This window comes from Streptomyces sp. Y309 (genome assembly GCF_056712025.1).
Window position 1 is genome coordinate 6,965,287 of record NZ_CM160048.1, and the last position, 20,382, is coordinate 6,985,668.

At 72.0% G+C, this 20,382-nt stretch carries 16 protein-coding genes; 9 read left to right on the forward strand and 7 right to left on the reverse strand.

From position 1 onward, the window contains the following. Positions 1 to 317 precede the first annotated feature (317 nt). A complete protein-coding gene (locus AC0KTA_RS28870) occupies positions 318 to 806 on the reverse strand; it encodes a PaaI family thioesterase (RefSeq protein WP_481051138.1) in 489 nt (162 codons plus the stop codon). Between the two features lie 85 nt (positions 807 to 891). Then, on the reverse strand, positions 892 to 3,171 hold the full coding sequence (locus AC0KTA_RS28875; RefSeq protein ID WP_481051139.1) for an FdhF/YdeP family oxidoreductase: 2,280 nt from the start codon (positions 3,169 to 3,171) through the stop codon (positions 892 to 894). A gap of 221 nt (positions 3,172 to 3,392) precedes the next feature. Between AC0KTA_RS28875 and polA the strand changes: the two genes are divergently transcribed. From polA to pgfA, 4 genes are all read left to right on the forward strand, one after another. Next, positions 3,393 to 6,056, forward strand: coding sequence for a DNA polymerase I (polA, locus tag AC0KTA_RS28880; protein WP_481056599.1), 2,664 nt, complete (start codon positions 3,393 to 3,395; stop codon positions 6,054 to 6,056). 372 nt (positions 6,057 to 6,428) lie between these two features. After that, complete coding sequence (locus AC0KTA_RS28885) at positions 6,429 to 8,225, forward strand: lytic transglycosylase domain-containing protein (protein WP_481051140.1); 1,797 nt, start codon at positions 6,429 to 6,431, stop codon at positions 8,223 to 8,225. Positions 8,226 to 8,435: 210 nt separating this feature from the next. Further along, positions 8,436 to 8,570 (forward strand): SPW_0924 family protein, encoded by a 135-nt coding sequence (locus AC0KTA_RS28890; protein WP_423593240.1) that lies wholly within the window; start codon positions 8,436 to 8,438, stop codon positions 8,568 to 8,570. 11 nt (positions 8,571 to 8,581) lie between these two features. Then, a complete protein-coding gene (gene pgfA / locus AC0KTA_RS28895) occupies positions 8,582 to 9,580 on the forward strand; it encodes a cell envelope lipid trafficking protein PgfA (protein ID WP_481051141.1) in 999 nt (332 codons plus the stop codon). On the opposite strand, the gene AC0KTA_RS28900 is transcribed toward pgfA, so the two are convergent. Together AC0KTA_RS28900 and AC0KTA_RS28905 are read right to left on the reverse strand one after the other, a co-directional pair. Continuing rightward, on the reverse strand, positions 9,570 to 12,737 hold the full coding sequence (locus AC0KTA_RS28900; RefSeq protein ID WP_481051142.1) for an ATP-dependent RNA helicase: 3,168 nt from the start codon (positions 12,735 to 12,737) through the stop codon (positions 9,570 to 9,572). The two genes, pgfA and AC0KTA_RS28900, sit on opposite strands and share 11 nt — an antisense overlap. Positions 12,738 to 12,815: 78 nt before the next feature. After that, positions 12,816 to 13,649: a class I SAM-dependent methyltransferase gene (locus AC0KTA_RS28905; protein WP_481051143.1), complete on the reverse strand. Its 834-nt coding sequence runs from the start codon at positions 13,647 to 13,649 to the stop codon at positions 12,816 to 12,818. Between the two features lie 366 nt (positions 13,650 to 14,015). On the opposite strand from AC0KTA_RS28905, the gene rpsA reads away from it, so the two are divergent. After that, the gene (gene rpsA, locus AC0KTA_RS28910; RefSeq protein WP_481051144.1) at positions 14,016 to 15,527 is read left to right on the forward strand and encodes a 30S ribosomal protein S1; all 1,512 of its coding nucleotides are present in this window, start codon (positions 14,016 to 14,018) and stop codon (positions 15,525 to 15,527) included. A 155-nt stretch (positions 15,528 to 15,682) separates the two neighbouring features. Here rpsA and AC0KTA_RS28915 read toward each other — a convergent pair whose 3' ends face one another. Continuing rightward, entirely contained in the window at positions 15,683 to 16,702 is a 1,020-nt protein-coding gene (locus tag AC0KTA_RS28915; protein WP_481051145.1) for a right-handed parallel beta-helix repeat-containing protein, read from the reverse strand. 230 nt (positions 16,703 to 16,932) lie between these two features. Between AC0KTA_RS28915 and AC0KTA_RS28920 the strand changes: the two genes are divergently transcribed. The 4 genes from AC0KTA_RS28920 to AC0KTA_RS28935 all read left to right on the forward strand — a co-directional run bounded on the left by AC0KTA_RS28920 (position 16,933) and on the right by AC0KTA_RS28935 (position 19,475). Continuing rightward, complete coding sequence (locus AC0KTA_RS28920; protein ID WP_481051146.1) at positions 16,933 to 17,871, forward strand: PAC2 family protein; 939 nt, start codon at positions 16,933 to 16,935, stop codon at positions 17,869 to 17,871. Positions 17,872 to 17,949: 78 nt separating this feature from the next. Next, positions 17,950 to 18,561, forward strand: a complete 612-nt coding sequence (gene coaE / locus AC0KTA_RS28925) for a dephospho-CoA kinase (RefSeq protein WP_481051147.1) — start codon at positions 17,950 to 17,952, stop codon at positions 18,559 to 18,561. Positions 18,562 to 18,595: 34 nt separating this feature from the next. Continuing rightward, complete coding sequence (locus AC0KTA_RS28930) at positions 18,596 to 18,976, forward strand: DUF3592 domain-containing protein (protein ID WP_481051148.1); 381 nt, start codon at positions 18,596 to 18,598, stop codon at positions 18,974 to 18,976. A gap of 97 nt (positions 18,977 to 19,073) precedes the next feature. Then, positions 19,074 to 19,475 carry a tetratricopeptide repeat protein gene (locus tag AC0KTA_RS28935; RefSeq protein ID WP_481051149.1) on the forward strand — a complete coding sequence of 134 codons (402 nt, stop codon included), beginning with the start codon at positions 19,074 to 19,076 and terminating at the stop codon, positions 19,473 to 19,475. 57 nt (positions 19,476 to 19,532) lie between these two features. Here the strand turns inward: AC0KTA_RS28935 and AC0KTA_RS28940 are convergent, their stop codons facing one another. Beyond that, positions 19,533 to 19,790: a DUF6343 family protein gene (locus tag AC0KTA_RS28940; RefSeq protein ID WP_481051150.1), complete on the reverse strand. Its 258-nt coding sequence runs from the start codon at positions 19,788 to 19,790 to the stop codon at positions 19,533 to 19,535. A gap of 84 nt (positions 19,791 to 19,874) precedes the next feature. Then, entirely contained in the window at positions 19,875 to 20,345 is a 471-nt protein-coding gene (locus AC0KTA_RS28945; RefSeq protein WP_481051151.1) for an RNA-binding S4 domain-containing protein, read from the reverse strand. Positions 20,346 to 20,382: the final 37 nt, after the last annotated feature.

Here is a 20,382-nt window from a genome sequence, read left to right on the forward strand (position 1 = left end):
GGCATTCCGTGGCACTTTTCCGTTTTCGCGAATGTGCGCGGTCAGGAGTGTTATTGCGGAGCACTCCTGTTTTTGCCGTGAAGACCACAGGGCCCCGCACGGGTGCGGGGCCCTGTGGGGGGCTGCGGAGGGGGTACGGCTTGGGCGGCACGCCCTGGATACGGATGGTGACGACTGGTGTTCGTTATCCGGGCATCGCCTTGGGGGGCTTCGGGCGGGAGGGCCGTGCCCCGTAGGGGCGCGGGGAACTGCGCGACCAGCTCCCGCCGGGCCGCAGGTTCATCACCGCGCAGCCGGCAGGGCGCCCAGCGCCGGGCTCAGGCCGCCGAGCCGCCGGTCGGGTCCGTCGTCGCGTCGACCGGCCGCAGCATGCACGTCAGGCGGGCGGTGCACACCCGCTTGTCGTTCTCGTCGCTGATGACGATCTCGTACGTCGCCGTGGACCGCCCCCGGTGCACCGGTGTGGCCACGCCGGTGACCAGACCGGAGCGCACACCGCGGTGGTGCGTGCAGTTCAGGTCGACGCCGACGGCGAGCTTCTCGCTGCCGCCGTGCAGCATCGAGCCGATCGATCCGAGTGTCTCGGCGAGGACCGCGGAGGCGCCGCCGTGCAGCAGGCCGTACGGCTGGGTGTTGCCCTCGACGGGCATGGTGCCGACCACGCGCTCCGCGGAGGCCTCGACGATCTGCACGCCCATGCGGCTGCCGAGGTGGCCGGCGGAGAACAGGGCGGGCAGGTCGACGCCGAGTGCGGCGTACTCGTCGATGACCTCTTGCGGGAACTTGGTCGTGTGCTGCTCACCCATGGGGCCGGGCTCCGTTCGTCGACGACACCTGACAACAACAACGGCGGCGGCCACCGTGGTGGCGCGCCGGTTGCTGAGCGAACGCTCAGTCGGTCGCCGATTGTTCCAGGCGCACGACCACGGACTTGCTGGCGGGGGTGTTGCTCGTGTCGGCCGTGGCGTCCAGGGGCACCAGCACGTTGGTCTCCGGGTAGTACGCCGCCGCGCAGCCCTTCGCCGTCGGGTAGTGCACGACGCGGAAGCCGGGGGCGCGCCGCTCGACGCCGTCCTGCCACTCGCTGACCAGGTCGGTGTACGAGCCGTCGGCGAGGCCGAGTTCGCGGGCGTCGTCGGGGTTGACCAGGACGACGCGGCGGCCGTTCTTGATGCCTCGGTAGCGGTCGTCGAGGCCGTAGATCGTGGTGTTGTACTGGTCGTGGGAGCGCAGGGTCTGGAGCAGCAGCCGGCCCTCGGGGACCGTGGGGTACTCGACGGGCGCGGCCGTGAAGTTGGCCTTGCCGGTGGCTGTGGGGAAGCGGCGCTCGTCGCGTGGGGCGTGCGGCAGCGCGAAGCCGCCGGGCTCGGCCACGCGCGCGTTGAAGTCCTCGAAGCCGGGGATCACGCGCGCGATGCGGTCGCGCACCGCCCCGTAGTCCTTCTCGAACTCCTCCCAGGGCGTGGCCGATTCGGGGCCGAGGACGCGCCGCGCGAGGCGGCACACGATGGCGGGCTCGGACAGCAGGTGCGGGCTCGCGGGGTCGAGGCGGCCGCGCGAGGCGTGCACCATGCCCATGGAGTCCTCGACGGTCACGAACTGCTCGCCACTGCCCTGGAGATCGCGCTCGGTGCGGCCGAGGGTGGGCAGGATGAGGGCGCGCGCTCCGGTGACGGCGTGCGAGCGGTTGAGCTTCGTCGACACGTGCACCGTCAGGCGGGCGCGCCGCATCGCGGCCTCCGTGACCTCGGTGTCGGGCGACGCGGACACGAAGTTGCCGCCCATGGCGAAGAACACCTTCGCCTCCCCGTCGCGCAGCGCCCGGATGGCGCGCACGACGTCCAGGCCGTGGTGGCGCGGCGGCGCGAAGCCGAACTCCTTCTCCAGGGCGTCCAGGAACGCGGGTGCGGGACGCTCGAAGATGCCCATGGTGCGGTCGCCCTGCACGTTCGAGTGCCCGCGCACCGGGCAGACGCCTGCGCCGGGGCGGCCGATGTTGCCGCGAAGCAGCAGGAAGTTGACGACCTCGCGGATCGTGGGCACCGCGTGCTTGTGCTGGGTCAGGCCCATCGCCCAGCACACGACCGTGCGCTTGGAGGCGAGCACCATGCGCAGGGCTTCCTCGATGCGGGCGCGGTCCAGGCCGGTCGCCGTGAGCGTCTCGTCCCAGTCGGCGGCGCGGGCGGCGGCGACGAACTCCTCGTACCCATGGGTGTGTTCACGTACGAAAGCCTCGTCGATCGCGCCCTCTGTCTCCAGGATGAGTTTGTTGAGGAGGCGGAAGAGGGCCTGGTCGCCGCCGAGGCGGATCTGCAGGAACAGGTCGGTGAGGGCGGTGCCCTTGAGCATGCCCTGTGGGGTCTGCGGGTTCTTGAAGCGCTCCAGGCCGGCCTCGGGCAGCGGATTCACCGTGATGATCTTCGCGCCGTTGTTCTTCGCCTTCTCCAGGGCGGAGAGCATGCGCGGGTGGTTCGTGCCCGGGTTCTGCCCGGCGACGATGATCAGGTCCGCCTTGTAGAGGTCTTCGAGGAGGACGCTGCCCTTGCCGACGCCGAGGGTCTCGGTGAGGGCCGATCCTGACGACTCGTGGCACATGTTCGAGCAGTCGGGCAGATTGTTCGTGCCGAGCTCGCGCGCGAACAGCTGGTACAGGAACGCCGCTTCGTTGCTGGTGCGGCCCGACGTGTAGAAGAGGGCCTCGTCGGGGGAGCCGAGGGCGGCCAGTTCCTCGCCGACGATGTCGAAGGCCCGCTCCCACGGCACCGCCTCGTAGCGGTCGGAGCCCTCCGCCAGATACATGGGGTGGGTGAGGCGGCCCTGCTGGCCCAGCCAGTACCCGCTGCGGGTGGCGAGGTCCGAGACCGGGTGCGCGGCGAAGAAGTCCGGCGTGACGCGGCGCAGCGTGGCCTCCTCCGCGACGGCCTTCGCGCCGTTCTCGCAGAATTCCGCCTTGTGCCGGTGCTCCGGCTCGGGCCAGGCACAGCCGGGGCAGTCGAAGCCGTCCTTCTGATTGACGCGCAGCAGCGTCAGCGCCGTGCGCCGCACGCCCATCTGCCGCTGGGCGACGCGCAGGGTGTGGCCGATGGCGGGCAGGCCGGCCGCGGCGTGCGGGGCGTCCGTGACCTGCGGCGCGTCCTGGACCGGATCACCCTTGGGCGGCTTGCTTGCCATGGCCTGCTCCTCTTCGAGCGCATACGTGACGTACGTCTCCGATCCTCCCACGCACGACTGACACGAGGGCTGCGGGGCCGCGGCGGAGCTGAGTGTCAGTGGGGCGTGGCAGGATCGGGGGCGTGGCAGAAACAGCATCGAAGAAGAAGTCCGCGCCCGCCGCGAGCACCGCGAAGAAGGCGGCGCCCGCCGGAGCAGGCGAGCGTCCGCGCCTGCTCCTGATGGACGGGCACTCCCTGGCGTACCGGGCGTTCTTCGCGCTGCCCGCGGAGAATTTCACGACGGCGACGGGCCAGCCGACGAACGCGATCTACGGCTTCGCGTCGATGCTGGCGAACACGCTGCGCGACGAGGCGCCCACGCACTTCGCGGTGGCGTTCGACGTGTCGCGCAAGACCTGGCGCTCCGAGGAGTTCACCGAGTACAAGGCGAACCGCTCCAAGACCCCCGACGAGTTCAAGGGCCAGGTCGAGCTGATCGGCGAGCTGCTCGACGCGATGAACGCGGTGCGCTTCGCGGTCGACGGCTTCGAGGCGGACGACGTCATCGCCACGCTGGCCACGCAGGCCGAGGCGGCCGGCTTCGAGGTCCTGATCGTCACCGGCGACCGTGACTCCTTCCAGTTGATCAGCGACCACGTGACGGTGCTGTATCCGACGAAGGGCGTCTCGGAGCTGACGCGCTTCACCCCGGAGAAGGTCGAGGAGAAGTACGGCCTCACCCCCAGCCAGTATCCGGACTTCGCGGCGCTGCGCGGCGACCCGTCGGACAACCTCCCGGGCATCCCCGGTGTCGGCGAGAAGACGGCCGCGAAGTGGATCAACCAGTTCGGTTCGTTCGCGGAGCTGGTGGAGCGCGCCGACGAGGTCAAGGGCAAGGCCGGGCAGAATTTCCGCGACCACCTGGAGGCGGTGAAGCTGAACCGCCGTCTCACGGAGATGGTGCGTGACGTGGAGCTGCCGAAGACGGTCGAGGACCTGGCGCGCGCGGCGTACGACCGCAAGGGCGTCGCGATGGTCCTGGACACCCTGGAGATCCGCAACCCCTCGCTGCGGGAGCGGCTGCTCGCCGTGGACCCGGGCGCCGAGGAGGCCGAGGAGACCCCGGCCGCCGAGGGCATCGACCTGGACGGCGCGGTGCTCGGCTCCGGCGAGCTCGCGCCCTGGCTCGCCGAGCACGGCAAGGCGGTGCTCGGCCTGGCCACGGTCGCCACCTGGCAGCTCGGCACCGGCTCGGTCACCGAGGTCGCGCTCGCCGCGGCCGGGGGAGCCGCCGCCTGGTTCGACCCGGCGCAGCTCGACGAGGCCGACGAGAACGCGTTCGCGGCCTGGCTCGCCGACCCGAAGAAGCCCAAGGTGCTGAACAACGCCAAGGGCGCCATGCGGGTCTTCGCCGAGCACGGCTGGAGCGTCGACGGCATCACCATGGACACCGCCCTCGCGGCGTATCTGGTCAAGCCCGGCCGCCGCTCCTTCGACCTGGACGCGCTGTCCCTGGAGTATCTGGGCCGTGAGCTGGTGCCCGCAGGGGCGGCCGACGGCCAGCTCGCGTTCGGCACCGAGGACGAGGAGGGCGCCGAGGCCGACGCGCTGATGGTGCAGGCCCGCACCATCCTCGACCTGGGCACGGCCTTCGGTGAGCGCCTGAAGGAGGTGAACGCCGCCGACCTCCTGAAGGACATCGAGCTGCCCACGTCCACCCTCCTGGCCCGCCTGGAGCGGTACGGCATCGCGGCGGACCGCGCCCATCTGGAGTCCATGGAGCAGCAGTTCGCGGGCGCCGTGCAGCAGGCGGTGAAGGAGGCGCACGCGGCCGCGGGCCACGAGTTCAACCTCGGCTCGCCCAAGCAGCTCCAGGAAGTCCTCTTCGGCGAGCTGGGCCTGCCCAAGACGAAGAAGACCAAGACGGGGTACACCACGGACGCCGACGCGCTCGCCTGGCTCGCCGCCCAGACGGACAACGAACTGCCCGTGATCATGCTGCGCCACCGCGAGCAGGCCAAGCTGCGCGTCACCGTCGAGGGCCTGGTCAAGTCGATCGCCGCGGACGGCCGCATCCACACGACGTACAACCAGACGGTGGCCGCCACCGGCCGCCTGTCGTCGACGGACCCGAACCTGCAGAACATCCCGGTGCGCACCGACGAGGGCCGCGCCATCCGCCGCGGCTTCGTCGTCGGCGAGGGCTTCGAGTCCCTGATGACGGCCGACTACAGCCAGATCGAACTGCGCGTCATGGCCCACCTGTCGGAGGACGAGGGCCTCATCGAGGCGTTCGCCTCCGGCGAGGACCTGCACACCACCGTCGCCTCCCAGGTGTTCGGCGTGGAGCGCTCCGGTGTGGACGCGGAGATGCGCCGCAAGATCAAGGCCATGTCGTACGGCCTTGCGTACGGCCTGTCGGCCTTCGGCCTCTCCCAGCAGCTCGGCATCGAGGCGGCGGAGGCGCGCGCCCTGATGGACACGTACTTCGAGCGCTTCGGCGGCGTACGCGACTATCTGCGCCGCGTCGTCGACGACGCCCGCGCGACGGGGTACACGGAGACGATGCTCGGCCGTCGCCGCTATCTGCCCGACCTCAACAGCGACAACCGGCAGCGACGCGAGATGGCCGAGCGGATGGCGCTGAACGCGCCGATCCAGGGCACGGCCGCGGACATCGTCAAGATCGCCATGCTGAACGTGCACCGGGCGCTGACGCAGGCGAAGCTCACGTCGCGGATGCTGCTGCAGGTCCACGACGAAATCGTCCTGGAGATCGCCCCCGGCGAGCGTGCGGCGGTGGAGGAGCTGGTCCGCCGGGAGATGGCGGGAGCGGTTTCGCTTCGAGCGCCGTTGGATGTCTCGGTGGGCGTCGGCCCCGACTGGGAATCGGCGGCCCACTAGCCTCCGGCCGGGGGTTTGTTCGGGGTGCCCCGGGGCTGCTGGCGCGACGAAGACCGCTGCGGTACGAAGCGCCCTGAAGGGGCGCGGGGAACTGCGCGACCAGCCCCCACCGGCCCGCAGGAAAAGCACCGCACATCCAGCGAAGCGCTTGGTGCGGCCTGGACAAGCCTTCGGTGAACGAGAAGGATCCGGGGCGGAACAACCGGGAACCGGGACAGGTCTGTGACGCGCCAACCCGGGAAAATCGGTCACGAACAGGTGTCTGGGCTCCGGAAGTTGTCGTAGTGTCGCCTGAGTCGTCCCCAAAGGGCGCGCGGGCGCGCAGCGCAGGGACGGCACGGCAGGGGTCGTCAAGGGGAGGGATACACGGACATGGCGGCGGTATTCGGCAAGCGGATGCGCAGGACCGCGGTGACCACCGCGGTCGCCGCCGCGGCGGTGGCGGCGCTGGCCGCCTCCCAGGCCCCCGGCGTGACGACCGACCAGGCACGCGACGACCGGTCGGGCGCCACCGGCTCCTCGCCCTCGCCGGACGGCGGCGACTCCGCCACCGGCAACTCGCCGTACTACACGGACCTCCCGCCCCTGGAGAGCCCCGTCCCGCCGAGCGCCAAGCCCGGCGGTGGCGGCGGCGTGGGCACCGGCGACCCCGAAGCGGGCCTGCCCGCCACGGTCCTGGACGCGTACAAGAAGGCCGAAGCGGCCGTGCGCACGTCCCGGCCCGGCTGCAACCTGCCCTGGGAACTGCTCGCCGCCATCGGCAAGGTCGAGTCGGGCCAGGCCCGCGGCGGCCGCGTCGACGCCGACGGCACGACGCTCACGCCGATCCTCGGCCCGGTCCTCGACGGCAACGGCTTCGCGAAGATCACCGACACCGACGGCGGCTCCTTCGACGGCGACACCACGCACGACCGCGCCGTCGGCCCCATGCAGTTCATCCCCTCCACCTGGGCGAACTGGCAGCAGGACGGCAACGCCGACGGCAAGAAGGACCCGAACAACATCTACGACGCCGCGCTCGGCGCCGCCCACTACCTGTGCGCGAACGACCGCGACCTCGACGTCGAGGACGACCTGCACGCCGCGATCCTCAGCTACAACCGCTCGACGGAGTACCTGAACACGGTCCTGTCGTGGCTGGAGTACTACCGCAAGGGCACCCACGAGATCCCCGACGGCACCGGCGCGCTCCCGGGCGACCGCAGCGACGAGCGGACCCCGCGGCGGCCCGGCCCGTCCACGCCGCCCTCGTCCACCCCGCCGTCCACCACGCCGCCGAAGGAGCTGCCCAAGCCGCAGCCGCCGAGCAAGCTGCCGCCGAAGGAAGGGCACAGGCCGGGCGAGGAAGGCAACGGCTCCGAGAAGCCCGAGCCGCCCGGGCCCCAAGAGCCCAAGGATCAGGTCGCCCGGTTGGAGAACGCGGGCCCGGACGAGGTCACCGCGACCGCGGGCGACGCCTTCGACGAGCGGGTCGCCGTGCGCGCCGAGAGCCGCTCGGGCAAGGGCGTGGCCAAGGTCAAGGTCCGGTTCACGATCAGCGGTGACACGGACACGCGCTTCAAGAGCGGCGCCCGCAGCGTCACCCTCACGACGAGCGGCTCGGGTGCGGTCACGTCGCCCGAGCTGCGAGCGGGCGAGCAGACCGGCGCGTTCACCGTGCGCGCCCTGGTCGTGGGCCGCTCCCTCGATCGCGTCGAGGTTCCCGGGACGGTCACCGGACGCAAGGCCGACGCGCTCGCCCGCATCGGCGACGAGCCGCTGACCTGCGAGCCGGGCAAGGCCTTCGCCGACCGGCTGACGGTCAAGGCGACGTACGAGGGCGAGAGCGTCGCCGGCGTCGCCGCCACCGCCACGATGATCAAGTCGGCGGCCAACCCGGCCCCGAACGACAAGGGCCCCTACTTCAAGGACGCGGACGGCAAGCCGGTCCGCACCCTCAAGGGCCTCAAGACGGACGCCAACGGCAAGCTGCTGCTGCCGAAGATGTACGCCGACGACGCGGCCGGCACGTATCTGCTGCGCGTCGTCACCAACGGCGGCGCCACGCTCACCGTCAAGCTGGAGGTGAAGGCGCCCACCGGCACACCGAGCGGCACACCCAGCGGTACGCCGAGCACCACGCCCAGCGGCACCCCGAGCGGTACGCCCAGCACGACGCCCACCAGCTGACCGGCCCACCGGCCGCTCGTACGAGGACCGCCCCGCGCCACCCACGGCAGGGGGCGGTCCTCATGTGTCGTCAGTCGTCGTACGCCGTCATACGCCGTCATACGCCCCGGTGCGTGTGCGACGTGTTCTCATCTCGCCCCGGCGTTGCTACGGTGCCCCCGCCCTGACGAACAGTCAGTTCCTGGCTTCCGGCCGCCTCGGGAGGCCCGTATGCGTGCCCTCATCGCCGCCGCGACCGGCCTCGCCGTCGCGCTCGCCCTCGTACTGACCATCACGGCGATCGGCGCCCCGCCCGGCGAGACCTCGCCCAAGCCCCTGCTCACCACCGTCCCCAAGCACCCGTAGGGAGGGCCGAGATGCGCCGCAAGGCCAGCCTGGTCCTGCTCGCCTTCGCCGTGTTCTGCGCGGCCATGTCCCCGCTGCTGCGCTGGTACGCCTTCCCGCGCCTGGTCAAGATCCCGCCCAGCCAGTACCAGACGATGGTCCTGGAGGCGAAGCCCGCGACGCTCATCGACTACGGCACGATGAAGGCCAAGAAGGTCCCGAAGGTCACCATCGTGCAGACCCTCAAGGGCAACGTGGAGGAGTCCGAGAAGATCGAGAAGAGCGCCGACCGGGACGTCGTCGTCTGGGACACCCTCTCCTACGTACAGGGCCCCGACGGCAAGATGGTCTCCAAGATCCCCGAGCGCTACATCTTCGACGCCCACAGCCAGGAACCCGTCCACGCGAGCGGCGAGATGGTCGACGGCGACCCCGTCAAGCGCGCGGGCATCGAGTTCAAGTGGCCCTTCCTGACCGAGAAGCGGGACTACGAGTACTTCGACGCGCAGGCCCGCGTCACCAAGCCCATCCACTACAAGGGCACCCAGAAGTTCCGCGGCGTCGAGGTCTACTACTTCGAGCAGACCATCCCCTGGACCAAGGTCCCCATGCCCAAGACGCTGCCGGTCAAGGGCATCACTCCGGAGTCCATCTCCAAGACCGGTACGACACGCTGGTACAGCACGGTCCGCAAGTTCTGGATCGAACCGACGACCGGGGCGCCGGTGTACGGCGAGGAGATCCACAGGGAGGAGCTGCGCGGCGGCACGCTGCTCGGGGACCGCGACAAGGTCACGGCGTTCTCCGGGCACGTGAAGATGCGCGAGGACTACATCAAGGACACCGTCGACCTGGTCAAGTCCCAGCGTGTCCTGGTCCTCCTGCTCACCTCGTACCTCCCGTGGGGCCTCCTGATCCTCGGCACGCTCCTGCTCGCGCTCTCCCTCTGGCTGGAGGCGCGCAGCCGGGGGCCGGGCGATCCGGCTCCCGCTGCGGAGAACGACCCGGAACCCGAGCCGGTCAAGGCCTAGCGCCCCGTTGGGCCTGCCGGGCCTTCGTGTACCGGGTCGGCGCGGCCGTCGCGGGGTCCTCCGGCCAGGGGTGCTTCGGGTAGCGGCCGCGCAGTTCGGCGCGCACCGAGCGGTAGCCGTCACGCCAGAAGGAGGCGAGGTCGGCGGTGACGGCCGCGGGGCGTCCCGCGGGGGACAGCAGATGCACCAGCAGGGGTACGCCCGCGACGCGCGGGGTGTCGTGGAGCCCGAACATTTCCTGCAACTTCACGGCGAGTACGGGCTGTTCGGGGTCCGTGTAGTCGACGCGGATCCGGGACCCGCTCGGCACCTCCACGCGCTCCGGCGCCAGCGCGTCGAGGCGGGCCGCCTCGCCGGTGGCCCAGGGCAGCAGCCGCGTGAGCGCCTGCCCGGCGTCGATACGGCCCAGGTCGGCGCGGCGGCGGGCGCGGCCGAGCTCGGGTTCGAGCCAGGCGTCGGCCCGCCCGAGCAGCGCTTCGTCGGACACGTCGGGCCAGGGCTCGCCCAGGTGCCGCCGCAGGAACCGGAGCCGGTCGCGCAGGGTGGCGGCGTCCCGGTCCCACCGCAGCAGCCCGAGCCCGTCGCGCCGCAGCCCTTCCAGCAGTCCTTCTTGTACGAGACGGGGGTCCGGGTCGCGCAGCGGCCGCACCGCCAGCTCCACTGCGCCGAGCCGCTCCACGTGCCGGGCGAGCAGGTCGCCGTCGGCCCAGGCGACCTCGTCCCGCTCGGCGCGCAGCGACGCGGCGGCCGCGCGGGCGACGTCCTCGTCGACGGCGGCCCCGAGCCGCACCCGCGCGTGCCCCGCCCCCGCGGCCCGGTCGGCCACCGCCACCGCGACCCACGGCGCCCCCGCGAGCCCGGACCCCCTCCCCACCTCGGCCCGCGTCCCCCCGACCATCAGATACGTCCCGTCCCCCTGCCGCCGAGCCACCCGCTCGGGAAACGCCAGCGCGGCAACGAGCCCGACGACGAGATCGTCGCGCGAACCGGGGCCGTGGACCAAGGCCCCGGGGGCAGGGCCGACGGCAGGCACACGGCCCTCGGGAGCATCGGCGTGCTCCGCCCCCGGTTCCGGGGCCTGGCCGCGCACGGCACCGCCACCGTCCCGCGCGCGGCCGTCCCCTGTCCCGGCCCCGGTGCCACCGCCCTCAGGAGCGTCGGCGCCCGGTGCCGCTAGTTCCGGGCGCCGGGCCCGCACGGTGCCATCCCCGCCCCGGTCCCCGGCGTCACCGCCCTGCGGAGCGTCGGCGCCCGGTGCCGCTAGTTCCGGGCGCCGGGCCCGCACGGTGCCGTCCCCGCCCCGGTCCCCGGCGTCACCGCCCTGGGGAGCGTCGGCGCCCGGTGCCGCTAGTTCCGGGCGCCGGGCCCGCACGGTGCCGTCCCCGCCCCGGTCCCCGGCGTCACCGCCCTGGGGAGCGTCGGCGCTCGGTGCCCCCGGTTCCGAGTCACGGGCGGGTGGGTGGGAAATGTCCCGCGCCGAAGGCGCGGGCGCCGACGCGGTGGCCACGGCCCACGTGGCAGCGGCCGAGGGCGCGGCATGGGCGGCCGACGTGTGGCTGGCCGAGGGCGCGGCCCCCGCGGCCGACGTGGCGCCGGTCGAGAGCGTGGCCCCCGCTGCCGGGGTGAGGCGGCCCACCTCGCTCCGCCAGCGCGCAGCGTACGCGTCGCTGCCCCGCCGGGCGGCCCGCAAGGCCGACGCGAGGTCGTCCCCGTACTCACGGGGAGGCTCTTCGCTCAGCAGGGCGACGGCCTCCGCGGCCCGCCGCGGCCCGACCCGCGGCGCCGCGTCCAGGAGCGCGCGGGCGAGCCGCGGATGCACCCCGGCCCGGGACAGCCGAACCCCGCGCTCCGTGACCCGCCCCGTCGCCCCGTCCACCGCGCCGATCGCCGTCAGCACGTCCCGCGCGGCGGCCATCGCCCCGGCGGGCGGCGCGTCGAGCAGCGCGAGCCCGCGCGCCCCCGGATCCCCCCAGCACGCCGCCTGCAGCGCGAACGCCGTCAGGTCGGCCACCTTGATCTCGGGGGAGGGGAAGCGCGGCAGCCGCCCGTCCTCCGCCTCGGCCCAGCACCGGTACACCGCCCCCGGCGCCTCCCGCCCGGCCCGCCCCGCCCGCTGCCGCCCCGCCGCCTGCGAGGCCCGCACCGTGGTGAGGGAACTCAGCCCGCGCGCATGATCGACCCGCGGCTCCCGCGCAAGCCCGGAGTCCACCACGACCCGCACCCCCGGCACCGTCAGGGACGACTCGGCCACCGCCGTCGCGAGCACGACCCGGCGCCGCTCCCCGCCCGCGAGGACCGCGTCCTGCACGGCCGCCGGCGCCCGCCCGTGCACCTGAAGCACCTCGACCCCGCCCAGATCCCCCAACTGCCCCGCCACCCGGCCGATCTCCCCGACCCCGGGCAGAAAGCACAGCACGTCCCCGTCCCGCTCCCGCAGCGCCCGCCGCACCGTCGCCGCGACATGCGCCAGCAGCACCGGGTCGACCCGCATCCCGTGCGGCGGCCGCACCGCCCGCGCGGGCGGTGCCCACACCACCTCCACGGGGTGCGCGGTCCCCGCCGCCTCCACCACGGGGGCACCGCCGAGGACTCGCGCCCACCCCTCCGCGTCCGTGGTCGCCGACGCCGCCACCAGCCGCAGCTCCGGCCGTAGCGCCTCGCGTACGTCGATCAGGAAGGCCGCGACCGTGTCGGCGTCCAGATGCCGCTCGTGGCACTCGTCGATCACGACGACGTCGACGCCCGCGAGCTCCTGGTCGCGCTGGAGGCGCTGGAGCAGGACACCGGTCGTGACGACCTCCACGCGCGCGTGCGGCCCCACCACGCGCTCCCCGCGCACCGTGTAGCCGACGCTCCGGCCGACCTTCTCGCCGAGCAGCCACGCCATCCGCCGGGCGGCGGCCCGCGCGGCGATGCGCCGGGGCTCGGCGACGACCACACGGCGTACCGGACCGCCCTCTCCGGAGCCGCCGCCCTCGCCCACGAGCCCTCCGAGCCCCACGAGCCCCGCGAGGGCCAGCGGCACGAGCGTGGTCTTGCCCGTGCCGGGCGGCGCGCACAGCACCGCGGCCCCCGGCCCGTCCAGGGCCTCGCGCAGGGAGGGCAGCGCGTCGCGTACGGGCAGGTTCAGGGCGGTGTCACGGGGCTCAGCGGTCACGTACTCAGTCTCGTACGCGTACGAGAGAGGGGGCCGACGGGGCCTTCAGTCACCGTGAGCGCCCGCAACGGCGAAGACTCAGTCGCGCTCGCACACGAAGATCGCCGTCCCCGGGATCAGATGGCCGCGCAGCGGCGACCACCCGCCCCACTCCTGGGTGTTCCACGCCGGCCACTCCGGCTCGACCAGGTCCACCAGGCGGAACCCGCCCGCGACCACGTCCCGCACCCGGTCCCCGATCGTCCGGTGGTGCTCCACGTACACCGCGCGGCCCTGCTCGTCCTGCTCGACGTACGGAGTGCGGTCGAAGTAGGAGGCCGCCACCGACAGGCCCTCGGGGCCCGGCTCGTCCGGGAACGCCCAGCGGACGGGGTGCGTGACGGAGAAGACGAAGCGGCCGCCGGGGCGCAGCACGCGGTGCACGTCCCGCAGGACCCGCACGGGGTCGGCGACGAACGGCAGCGCCCCGTACGCCGAGCAGGCGAGGTCGAAGGAGCCGTCCGCGAACGGCAGCGCGCCCGCGTCGGCCTCCACCAGCGGCACCCGGCTCCCGCCGCCTTCCTGGATGCGCAGCGCGTGCTGGAGCTGGCGGTGGGAGACGTCCAGGGCCACCGGCCGGGCGCCCTGCGCGGCGAGCCAGCGCGAGCACTGGGCCGCGCCGGCGCCGATCTCCAGGACGGCCTTGCCCTTCAGCTCCTCCGGCGGGCCGAGCAGCTCCGCCTCGACCTCGTCGAGCCCCTCGGGACCCCACACGAAACGGTCGTCCCCGAGGAACGTGCCGTGCTCGATCTGGTACTCGTCGGCGTTCCGGTCCCACCAGCCGCGATTGGCGCGGCTGCTCTCGGTGACGTCGGCGTCACGCCGGGTGGCCTGCGGCTCGGGTGCGTCCGGCTCTTGGATGATCCGCTCCATCGTCGTACTGTGCCCTTTTCGGGTCGCCCGGGCGCGGCGCGACAGAGCGCGATGCGGCCCGTGTGGCCTCATGTAACAGCTTTTGTGCCGGGAATGCGGCGATCCGCCCCGGGTGTGCGCCTTCGCGCATTGACCCTGTACGACGGCCCCCGTATGCTACAAGTTGCGCTGCGGGCCTGCGTTCCTCAGACATAGCAGGTTGCGCTCGCGTCTGTTGTATGTCCCCTCGGTTGTCGAGGCGCTTTCCGTTTCCTTCGGGAACCTTGGATCGGCGTCTCCTAGGCTGTCCGGCTTCTTCAGAGCGAAACGGGCTCCGGCGTAAGCAGTACCTACGACTTCAATGTCCGTACCGGAGCCCTTTCCCACATGACGAGCAGCACCGAGACCACCGCCACCACTCCGCAGGTAGCGGTCAACGACATCGGTAACGAGGAAGCCTTCCTCGCCGCGATCGACGAGACGATCAAGTACTTCAACGACGGCGACATCGTCGACGGCGTCATCGTGAAGGTCGACCGGGACGAGGTCCTGCTCGACATCGGTTACAAGACCGAAGGCGTCATCCCGAGCCGCGAGCTCTCCATCAAGCACGACGTCGACCCGAACGAGGTCGTCGCTGTTGGTGACGAGATCGAGGCCCTTGTCCTTCAGAAGGAGGACAAGGAAGGCCGCCTGATCCTCTCGAAGAAGCGCGCCCAGTACGAGCGTGCCTGGGGCACCATCGAGAAGATCAAGGAAGAAGACGGGATCGTCACCGGTACCGTCATCGAGGTCGTCAAGGGTGGTCTCATCCTCGACATCGGCCTCCGTGGCTTCCTCCCGGCCTCCCTGGTCGAGATGCGCCGCGTCCGCGACCTTCAGCCCTACGTGGGCAAGGAGCTCGAGGCCAAGATCATCGAGCTGGACAAGAACCGCAACAACGTGGTCCTGTCCCGCCGTGCCTGGCTGGAGCAGACCCAGTCCGAGGTCCGCCAGACGTTCCTCACCACCCTGCAGAAGGGGCAGGTCCGCTCCGGCGTCGTCTCCTCGATCGTCAACTTCGGTGCCTTCGTGGACCTGGGTGGCGTCGACGGTCTCGTCCACGTCTCCGAGCTCTCCTGGAAGCACATCGACCACCCGTCCGAGGTTGTCGAGGTCGGCCAGGAAGTCACCGTCGAGGTTCTCGACGTCGACATGGACCGCGAGCGCGTCTCCCTGTCGCTCAAGGCGACCCAGGAAGACCCGTGGCAGCAGTTCGCCCGGACGCACCAGATCGGGCAGGTCGTTCCCGGTAAGGTCACCAAGCTCGTTCCGTTCGGCGCGTTCGTGCGCGTCGACGAGGGCATCGAGGGCCTGGTCCACATCTCCGAGCTGGCCGAGCGCCACGTGGAGATCCCGGAGCAGGTCGTCCAGGTCAACGACGAGATCTTCGTCAAGGTCATCGACATCGACCTCGAGCGTCGCCGGATCTCGCTGAGCCTCAAGCAGGCCAACGAGTCCTTCGGTGCCGACCCGTCGGCCGTCGAGTTCGACCCGACCCTGTACGGCATGGCCGCGTCGTACGACGACCAGGGCAACTACATCTACCCCGAGGGCTTCGACCCCGAGACCAACGACTGGCTCGAGGGCTACGAGACCCAGCGCGAGGCCTGGGAGACCCAGTACGCCGAGGCGCAGCAGCGCTTCGAGCAGCACCAGGCCCAGGTCATCAAGTCCCGCGAGGCCGACGCCCAGGCGGCGGCCGAGGGTGCCGAGGCTCCGGCCGGTGCGGCTCCGGCCGCCTCGGGCGGCGGTGGCGGCGGCTCCTACTCCTCCGAGGGCCCGGACAACTCCGGCGCGCTTGCCTCGGACGAGGCGCTTGCCGCTCTTCGCGAGAAGCTGGCCGGCGGCCAGAGCTGACCGCGCGCCGCTCTCCTAGGCGGTAGCTGAACACTGTGGGCCCGCACCTGTTGGTGCGGGCCCACAGTGTTTCTTTTGCGCTTCGCGCCCGGGGGTTCCATGGCCCCTGCGGGTGCGTGGGGGCTGGGCGCGCAGTTCCCCGCGCCCCTTAACAACTACGGGGTTACCGGGACATTCGTCAGGCCCTTGCCTGCCTTTACCGTGTTGCTTGCGTAGACCGTCGTCTTGCAGGTGGTGCTGTTGTTCGTGACGTTGATCGCCAGCTGGTTGGCGCCAGTCGCGCCCGTCAGGTCGGACTTGTTGGCGCGGAAGACGGTGCCGCAGCCCCAGCCGGACTGCCGGGTGTGGGTCTCGTAGCCGTTGTTCGTGGTGTTCTTGCCGGTGTTGCCCTCGATGACGTAGTTGTTGCCCTTCACGTCGATCCACGAGTCGTCGTAGTTGTTGCCGGTCAGGCCCTTGCCGTCGAAGGTGTTGCCCGCGACCTTGCCGCCCTTCGTGCCCTCCTTGAGGTCGATCGCCTCACCGCCGACGTCCGGGCCGATGACGTTGTTCAGGATCTGTACGTTGTCGCTCTTGTCGGAGAGGGTGTTGGCGCTGCCGACGTACACGCCCTCGCCCATGCCCCGGTTGTCGTTGCCCGTGTCGTAGATCTTCGAATTCTTGATCACGCCGTCGGGGCTCGACTTGCGGAAGTGGACGCCCTCCATGTCGAGGCCGTGGACCGTCACGCCGTCCACCACGACCCCCTTCGCGGAGTCGATCATGATGCCCTTCTGGCCGCCGGTGACGGTGATGCCCTTGACGGTCCAGTACGAGGCCCCGTTGAGGTGCAGTCCGTAGCCGCCGCCCGCCGTGAGCACCGCCTTGGGGGAGCCGGTCAGGGTGATGCGGGAGCCGGAGCTCGCGGCCACGGTGGTCTTGAAGTTCCCCGAGTACGAGCCGTCGGCGAGGTGGATCGTGTCGCCGGGGCCGGCCTCACTGAGCGCCGACTTCAGTTCCGCGGCCGTGGAGACCTCGATGGTGTCGGCGGGGCCCGCGGCCGAGGGCGCCGGAGCGGCGTACGCGGCTGCCGTGAGGCCGCCCGTGGCGGTGACGGCGGCCAGCGCGGCGGTGAGCAGCCTCCGGCGATTGTTGCGTGCGTACGGGCGGGGGTCGGGGTGGGAGCGGGTGCGCATCGTGGGGTTGCCTTCCCGTCGGGTTCCGTTGTCGATGAGTTCCTGGGTTCCTGTATGTGAACTAAGGGCGTCATTCTGAACGTTCAAGTGAACCGAGACGTTAAGGGGGGAGCATGTTCGCGTCAAGGTCTGTACCAGGGTGCGGTGGGCGGTCTTGGCTGTGAATGCGCGGCGCAAGGGAATGCCCGCCCCATGAGGCGCGTTCTGCTCAGAGAACACGAGGAGGAGCGGTGCTTGATCCGCAGGGTTTGTACGCATGGGAGCCGAAGGGCCTCGCTGTTGTCGACATGGCGCTCGCCCAGGAGTCGGCCGGTCTGGTCATGCTCTACCACTTCGACGGATACATCGACGCGGGCGAGACCGGCGACCAGGTCGTCGAGCGGCTCGTGGACAGTCTTCCCGGGCAGATCGTGGCCCGCTTCGACCACGACAGGCTCGTGGACTACCGCGCCCGGCGCCCGCTGCTGACCTTCCGGCGCGACCGCTGGAGCGACTACGAGGTGCCGACGCTGGACGTGCGCCTCCTGCAGGACGCCACCGGGGCGCCCTTTCTGCTGCTCTCCGGCCCCGAGCCGGACATCGAGTGGGAGCGCTTCGCCGCGGCCGTGAGGGAGATCGTCGAACGCCTCGGCGTGCGGCTCTCCGTGAACTTCCACGGCATCCCCATGGGCGTACCGCACACGCGCCCCGTGGGCCTCACCCCGCACGGCAACCGCACGGACCTGGTGCCGGGCCACGCCAGCCCCTTCGACGAGGCGCAGGTGCCGGGCAGCGCGGAGGCGCTGGTCGAGTACCGCCTGGCGGAGGCCGGCCACGACGTGCTCGGCGTCGCCGCCCACGTGCCGCACTACATCGCGCGCTCGGCCTACCCCGACGCGGCCCTGACCGTCCTGGAGGCGATCACCGCCGCCACCGGCCTGGTCCTGCCGGGCGTCGCGCACGCCCTGCGCACCGAGGCGCACCGCACCCAGACCGAGATCGACCGGCAGGTCCAGGAGGGCGACGAGGAACTGGTCGCCCTCGTCCAGGGACTTGAGCACCAGTACGACGCGGCGGCGGGCGCCGAGGCGCGCGGCAACATGCTCGCCGAGCCCGTGGACATCCCGTCGGCCGACGAGATCGGCCGCGAATTCGAGCGCTTCCTCGCCGAGCGCGAGGGCGACGGCTAGCGGGCCGCCGGTGCCGGGGTCCTGGCGTTCCGGATACTCGGGCAGACAGCGGCGGAGGCGGCGCCTAAGCTGCCGGTCATGCTGAAAGTGGGGCTGACCGGCGGAATCGGTGCCGGCAAGAGTGCAGTGTCACGGCTGTTCGTGGAGCGCGGAGCCGTGCTCGTCGACGCCGACCGGATCGCGCGCGAGGTGGTGGCGCCCGGCACCGAAGGCCTCGCCGCCGTCGTCGAGACCTTCGGGGAAGAGGTCCTCGCCGCCGACGGCTCCCTCGACCGACCGAAGCTCGGAGCGATGGTCTTCGCCGACCCGGCCAAGCTGGCCGCCCTCAACGCGATCGTGCACCCGTTGGTGGGCGCGCGCTCCGCGGAGCTGGAACGGGCCGCCGCCGAAGCCGCCGAGGACACGGTGGTCGTGCACGACGTGCCGCTGCTCGCGGAGAACGGCCTCGCGCCGCTGTACGACATCGTGGTCGTCGTCGACGCCACCCCCGAGACCCAGCTCGACCGGCTCGTGCGGCTGCGCGGCATGACCGAGGACGACGCCCGCGCCCGCATGGCCGCGCAGGCGACGCGCGAGAAGCGCCTGGAGATCGCCGACATCGTCATCGACAACGACGGCCCCCTGGAGGAGCTCGCGCCCCGCGTGGACGAGGTGTGGCGGGAGCTGCGGCGGCGGGCCCGGGCCGCATAGCCCGAGCGGGGTGGGAGAAGGAAGGGCGGGGTTCGTGGTCGTACTCGCGGCGTTCACCACGCTGGGCGGACTGGTCGCGCTGCTCGCCGGTGCCTACGGCCTGCAGCAGACCCGGCGCATCACCGAAGCGGGAGAGGTGACGGAGGCGCTGGTCAAGGCGGTGCGGCAAGGGGCCGACCGGCCGACGCTGCAGTTCGAGACGGCGGACGGGCGGGTCCTCGAGGTCGTCTCGCCGGTGCCCGTGAGCCGACGGCGGCCGCTGCCTGCGGGAGAGCGGGTGCGCATCGCCTATGACACCGACGACCCGCGTGAGATCGTGCTCCTCGGCGGGGAACGGCGCGGCCTGGACTGGTCGTTCGTCGTGGCGGGGGCATGTCTGGTGGTCGTGGGTCTCGCGTTGGCGATGACGGGGTGAGCCCGGGGCCGCCGCCTCGCCCCGGACACGTTCCGGCCCTGGAATACGGCGGAGCGGCAAGTGTGTTGACGACGAGGAGCAAGGGAAGGAGTTCGGCGTGCCCGAAAGCAGCCCGGAGAGCCATGTCATCGACTTCCGTGCGGCGGAGCAGCTGCTTGCCGCCCGGGATCCGCGAGGTGCCGTGAAGCTCCTCGACTCCGTCATCGCCGCCCACCCGGAGAACACCGCGGCCCGGCTGCTGCGGGCCCGCGCCTTCTTCGCCTCCGCTCAACTGCGCGCCGCCGAGCTGGAGTTCAGCATCGTCCTGGAGCGCGAGCCGGACAACGCGTTCGCGCACTTCGCCCTAGCCCGCACCTACGAGCGCGCCGCCCGGCCCGACCAGGCCCGGCGCCACTTCCGGCTCGCGGCCGCGCTCGACCCGCAGCCGGACTATCTGGCGGCGGCGCGGTTCGACGAGGGCGGCGCCGGTGGCGGGCAGCCGCGGGCGGGCGACGTGTAGGACGCGGACAGCTACGCCGGGTGCAGGCAGGGCGCGTACCGGGCGGCGGGGAGGCCGTCAGGTCTTCGGGGGTTCGTACGGCGGTACGTCGGGGCCCGGCTGGTAGTGCGGGCCCTGGCGGATGTGGCGCACGACCAGCGCCATGTCGACGGTGACCACCAGCCACAGCACCCCGCACGCCACCGCCCACTGCGGGCGCCCGGCGAGCGCGAAGGCCACCGTTCCGAACGTGGCCCAGATCAGCCCCCATACGCTGAACCAGAAGCGCATGCGCAAGGGGCTGCGCGCGGTCACGGGTTCACTGCCTGTGCGCATCGGACGTCATCTCCTCCTTCCAGGGTCCACCCGGCACGGGTCGAACGGAAGGGGATGGAGATCACCTGCGAGGTGGGACCCTCGCTATCGGCCTTCGGCCTCGTCCTCACGCGCCGGACGGGCTTGAACCTTGCCCGGGCCCGAACGGCTGTTGAGGGCCCGTAGGCGTTCCAGTTCCCGGCGGTCGCGCTTGGTGGGGCGGCCCGTGCCGCGGTCGCGGATGCCTGCCGGGGCCACTGCCTCGCGTGGGGGCGGCGGGGGACTGTTGTCGACGTAGCACTCGACGGCCACGGGGGCGCCGACCCGCTTGCGGATGGCGCGCTTGACGATGACCACGCGCTCGCGGCCGCCGGCCTGGCGCAGCCGGACCTCGTCGCCGGGCTTCACGCCGTGCGCGGGCTTCACGCGCTCGCCGTTGACGCGGACGTGGCCGCCCTTGCAGGCCGCCGCGCCCATCGAGCGGGTCTTGACCAGTCGTACGGACCAGATCCAGCTGTCGACGCGCACGGTGCCGCCCTCCGCGCCGCCCGTGCCGGGTGAAGTCTCCGAAGCCATGCACCCGACCTTAGTGCGGCATCGGGGCGCGCGGCCC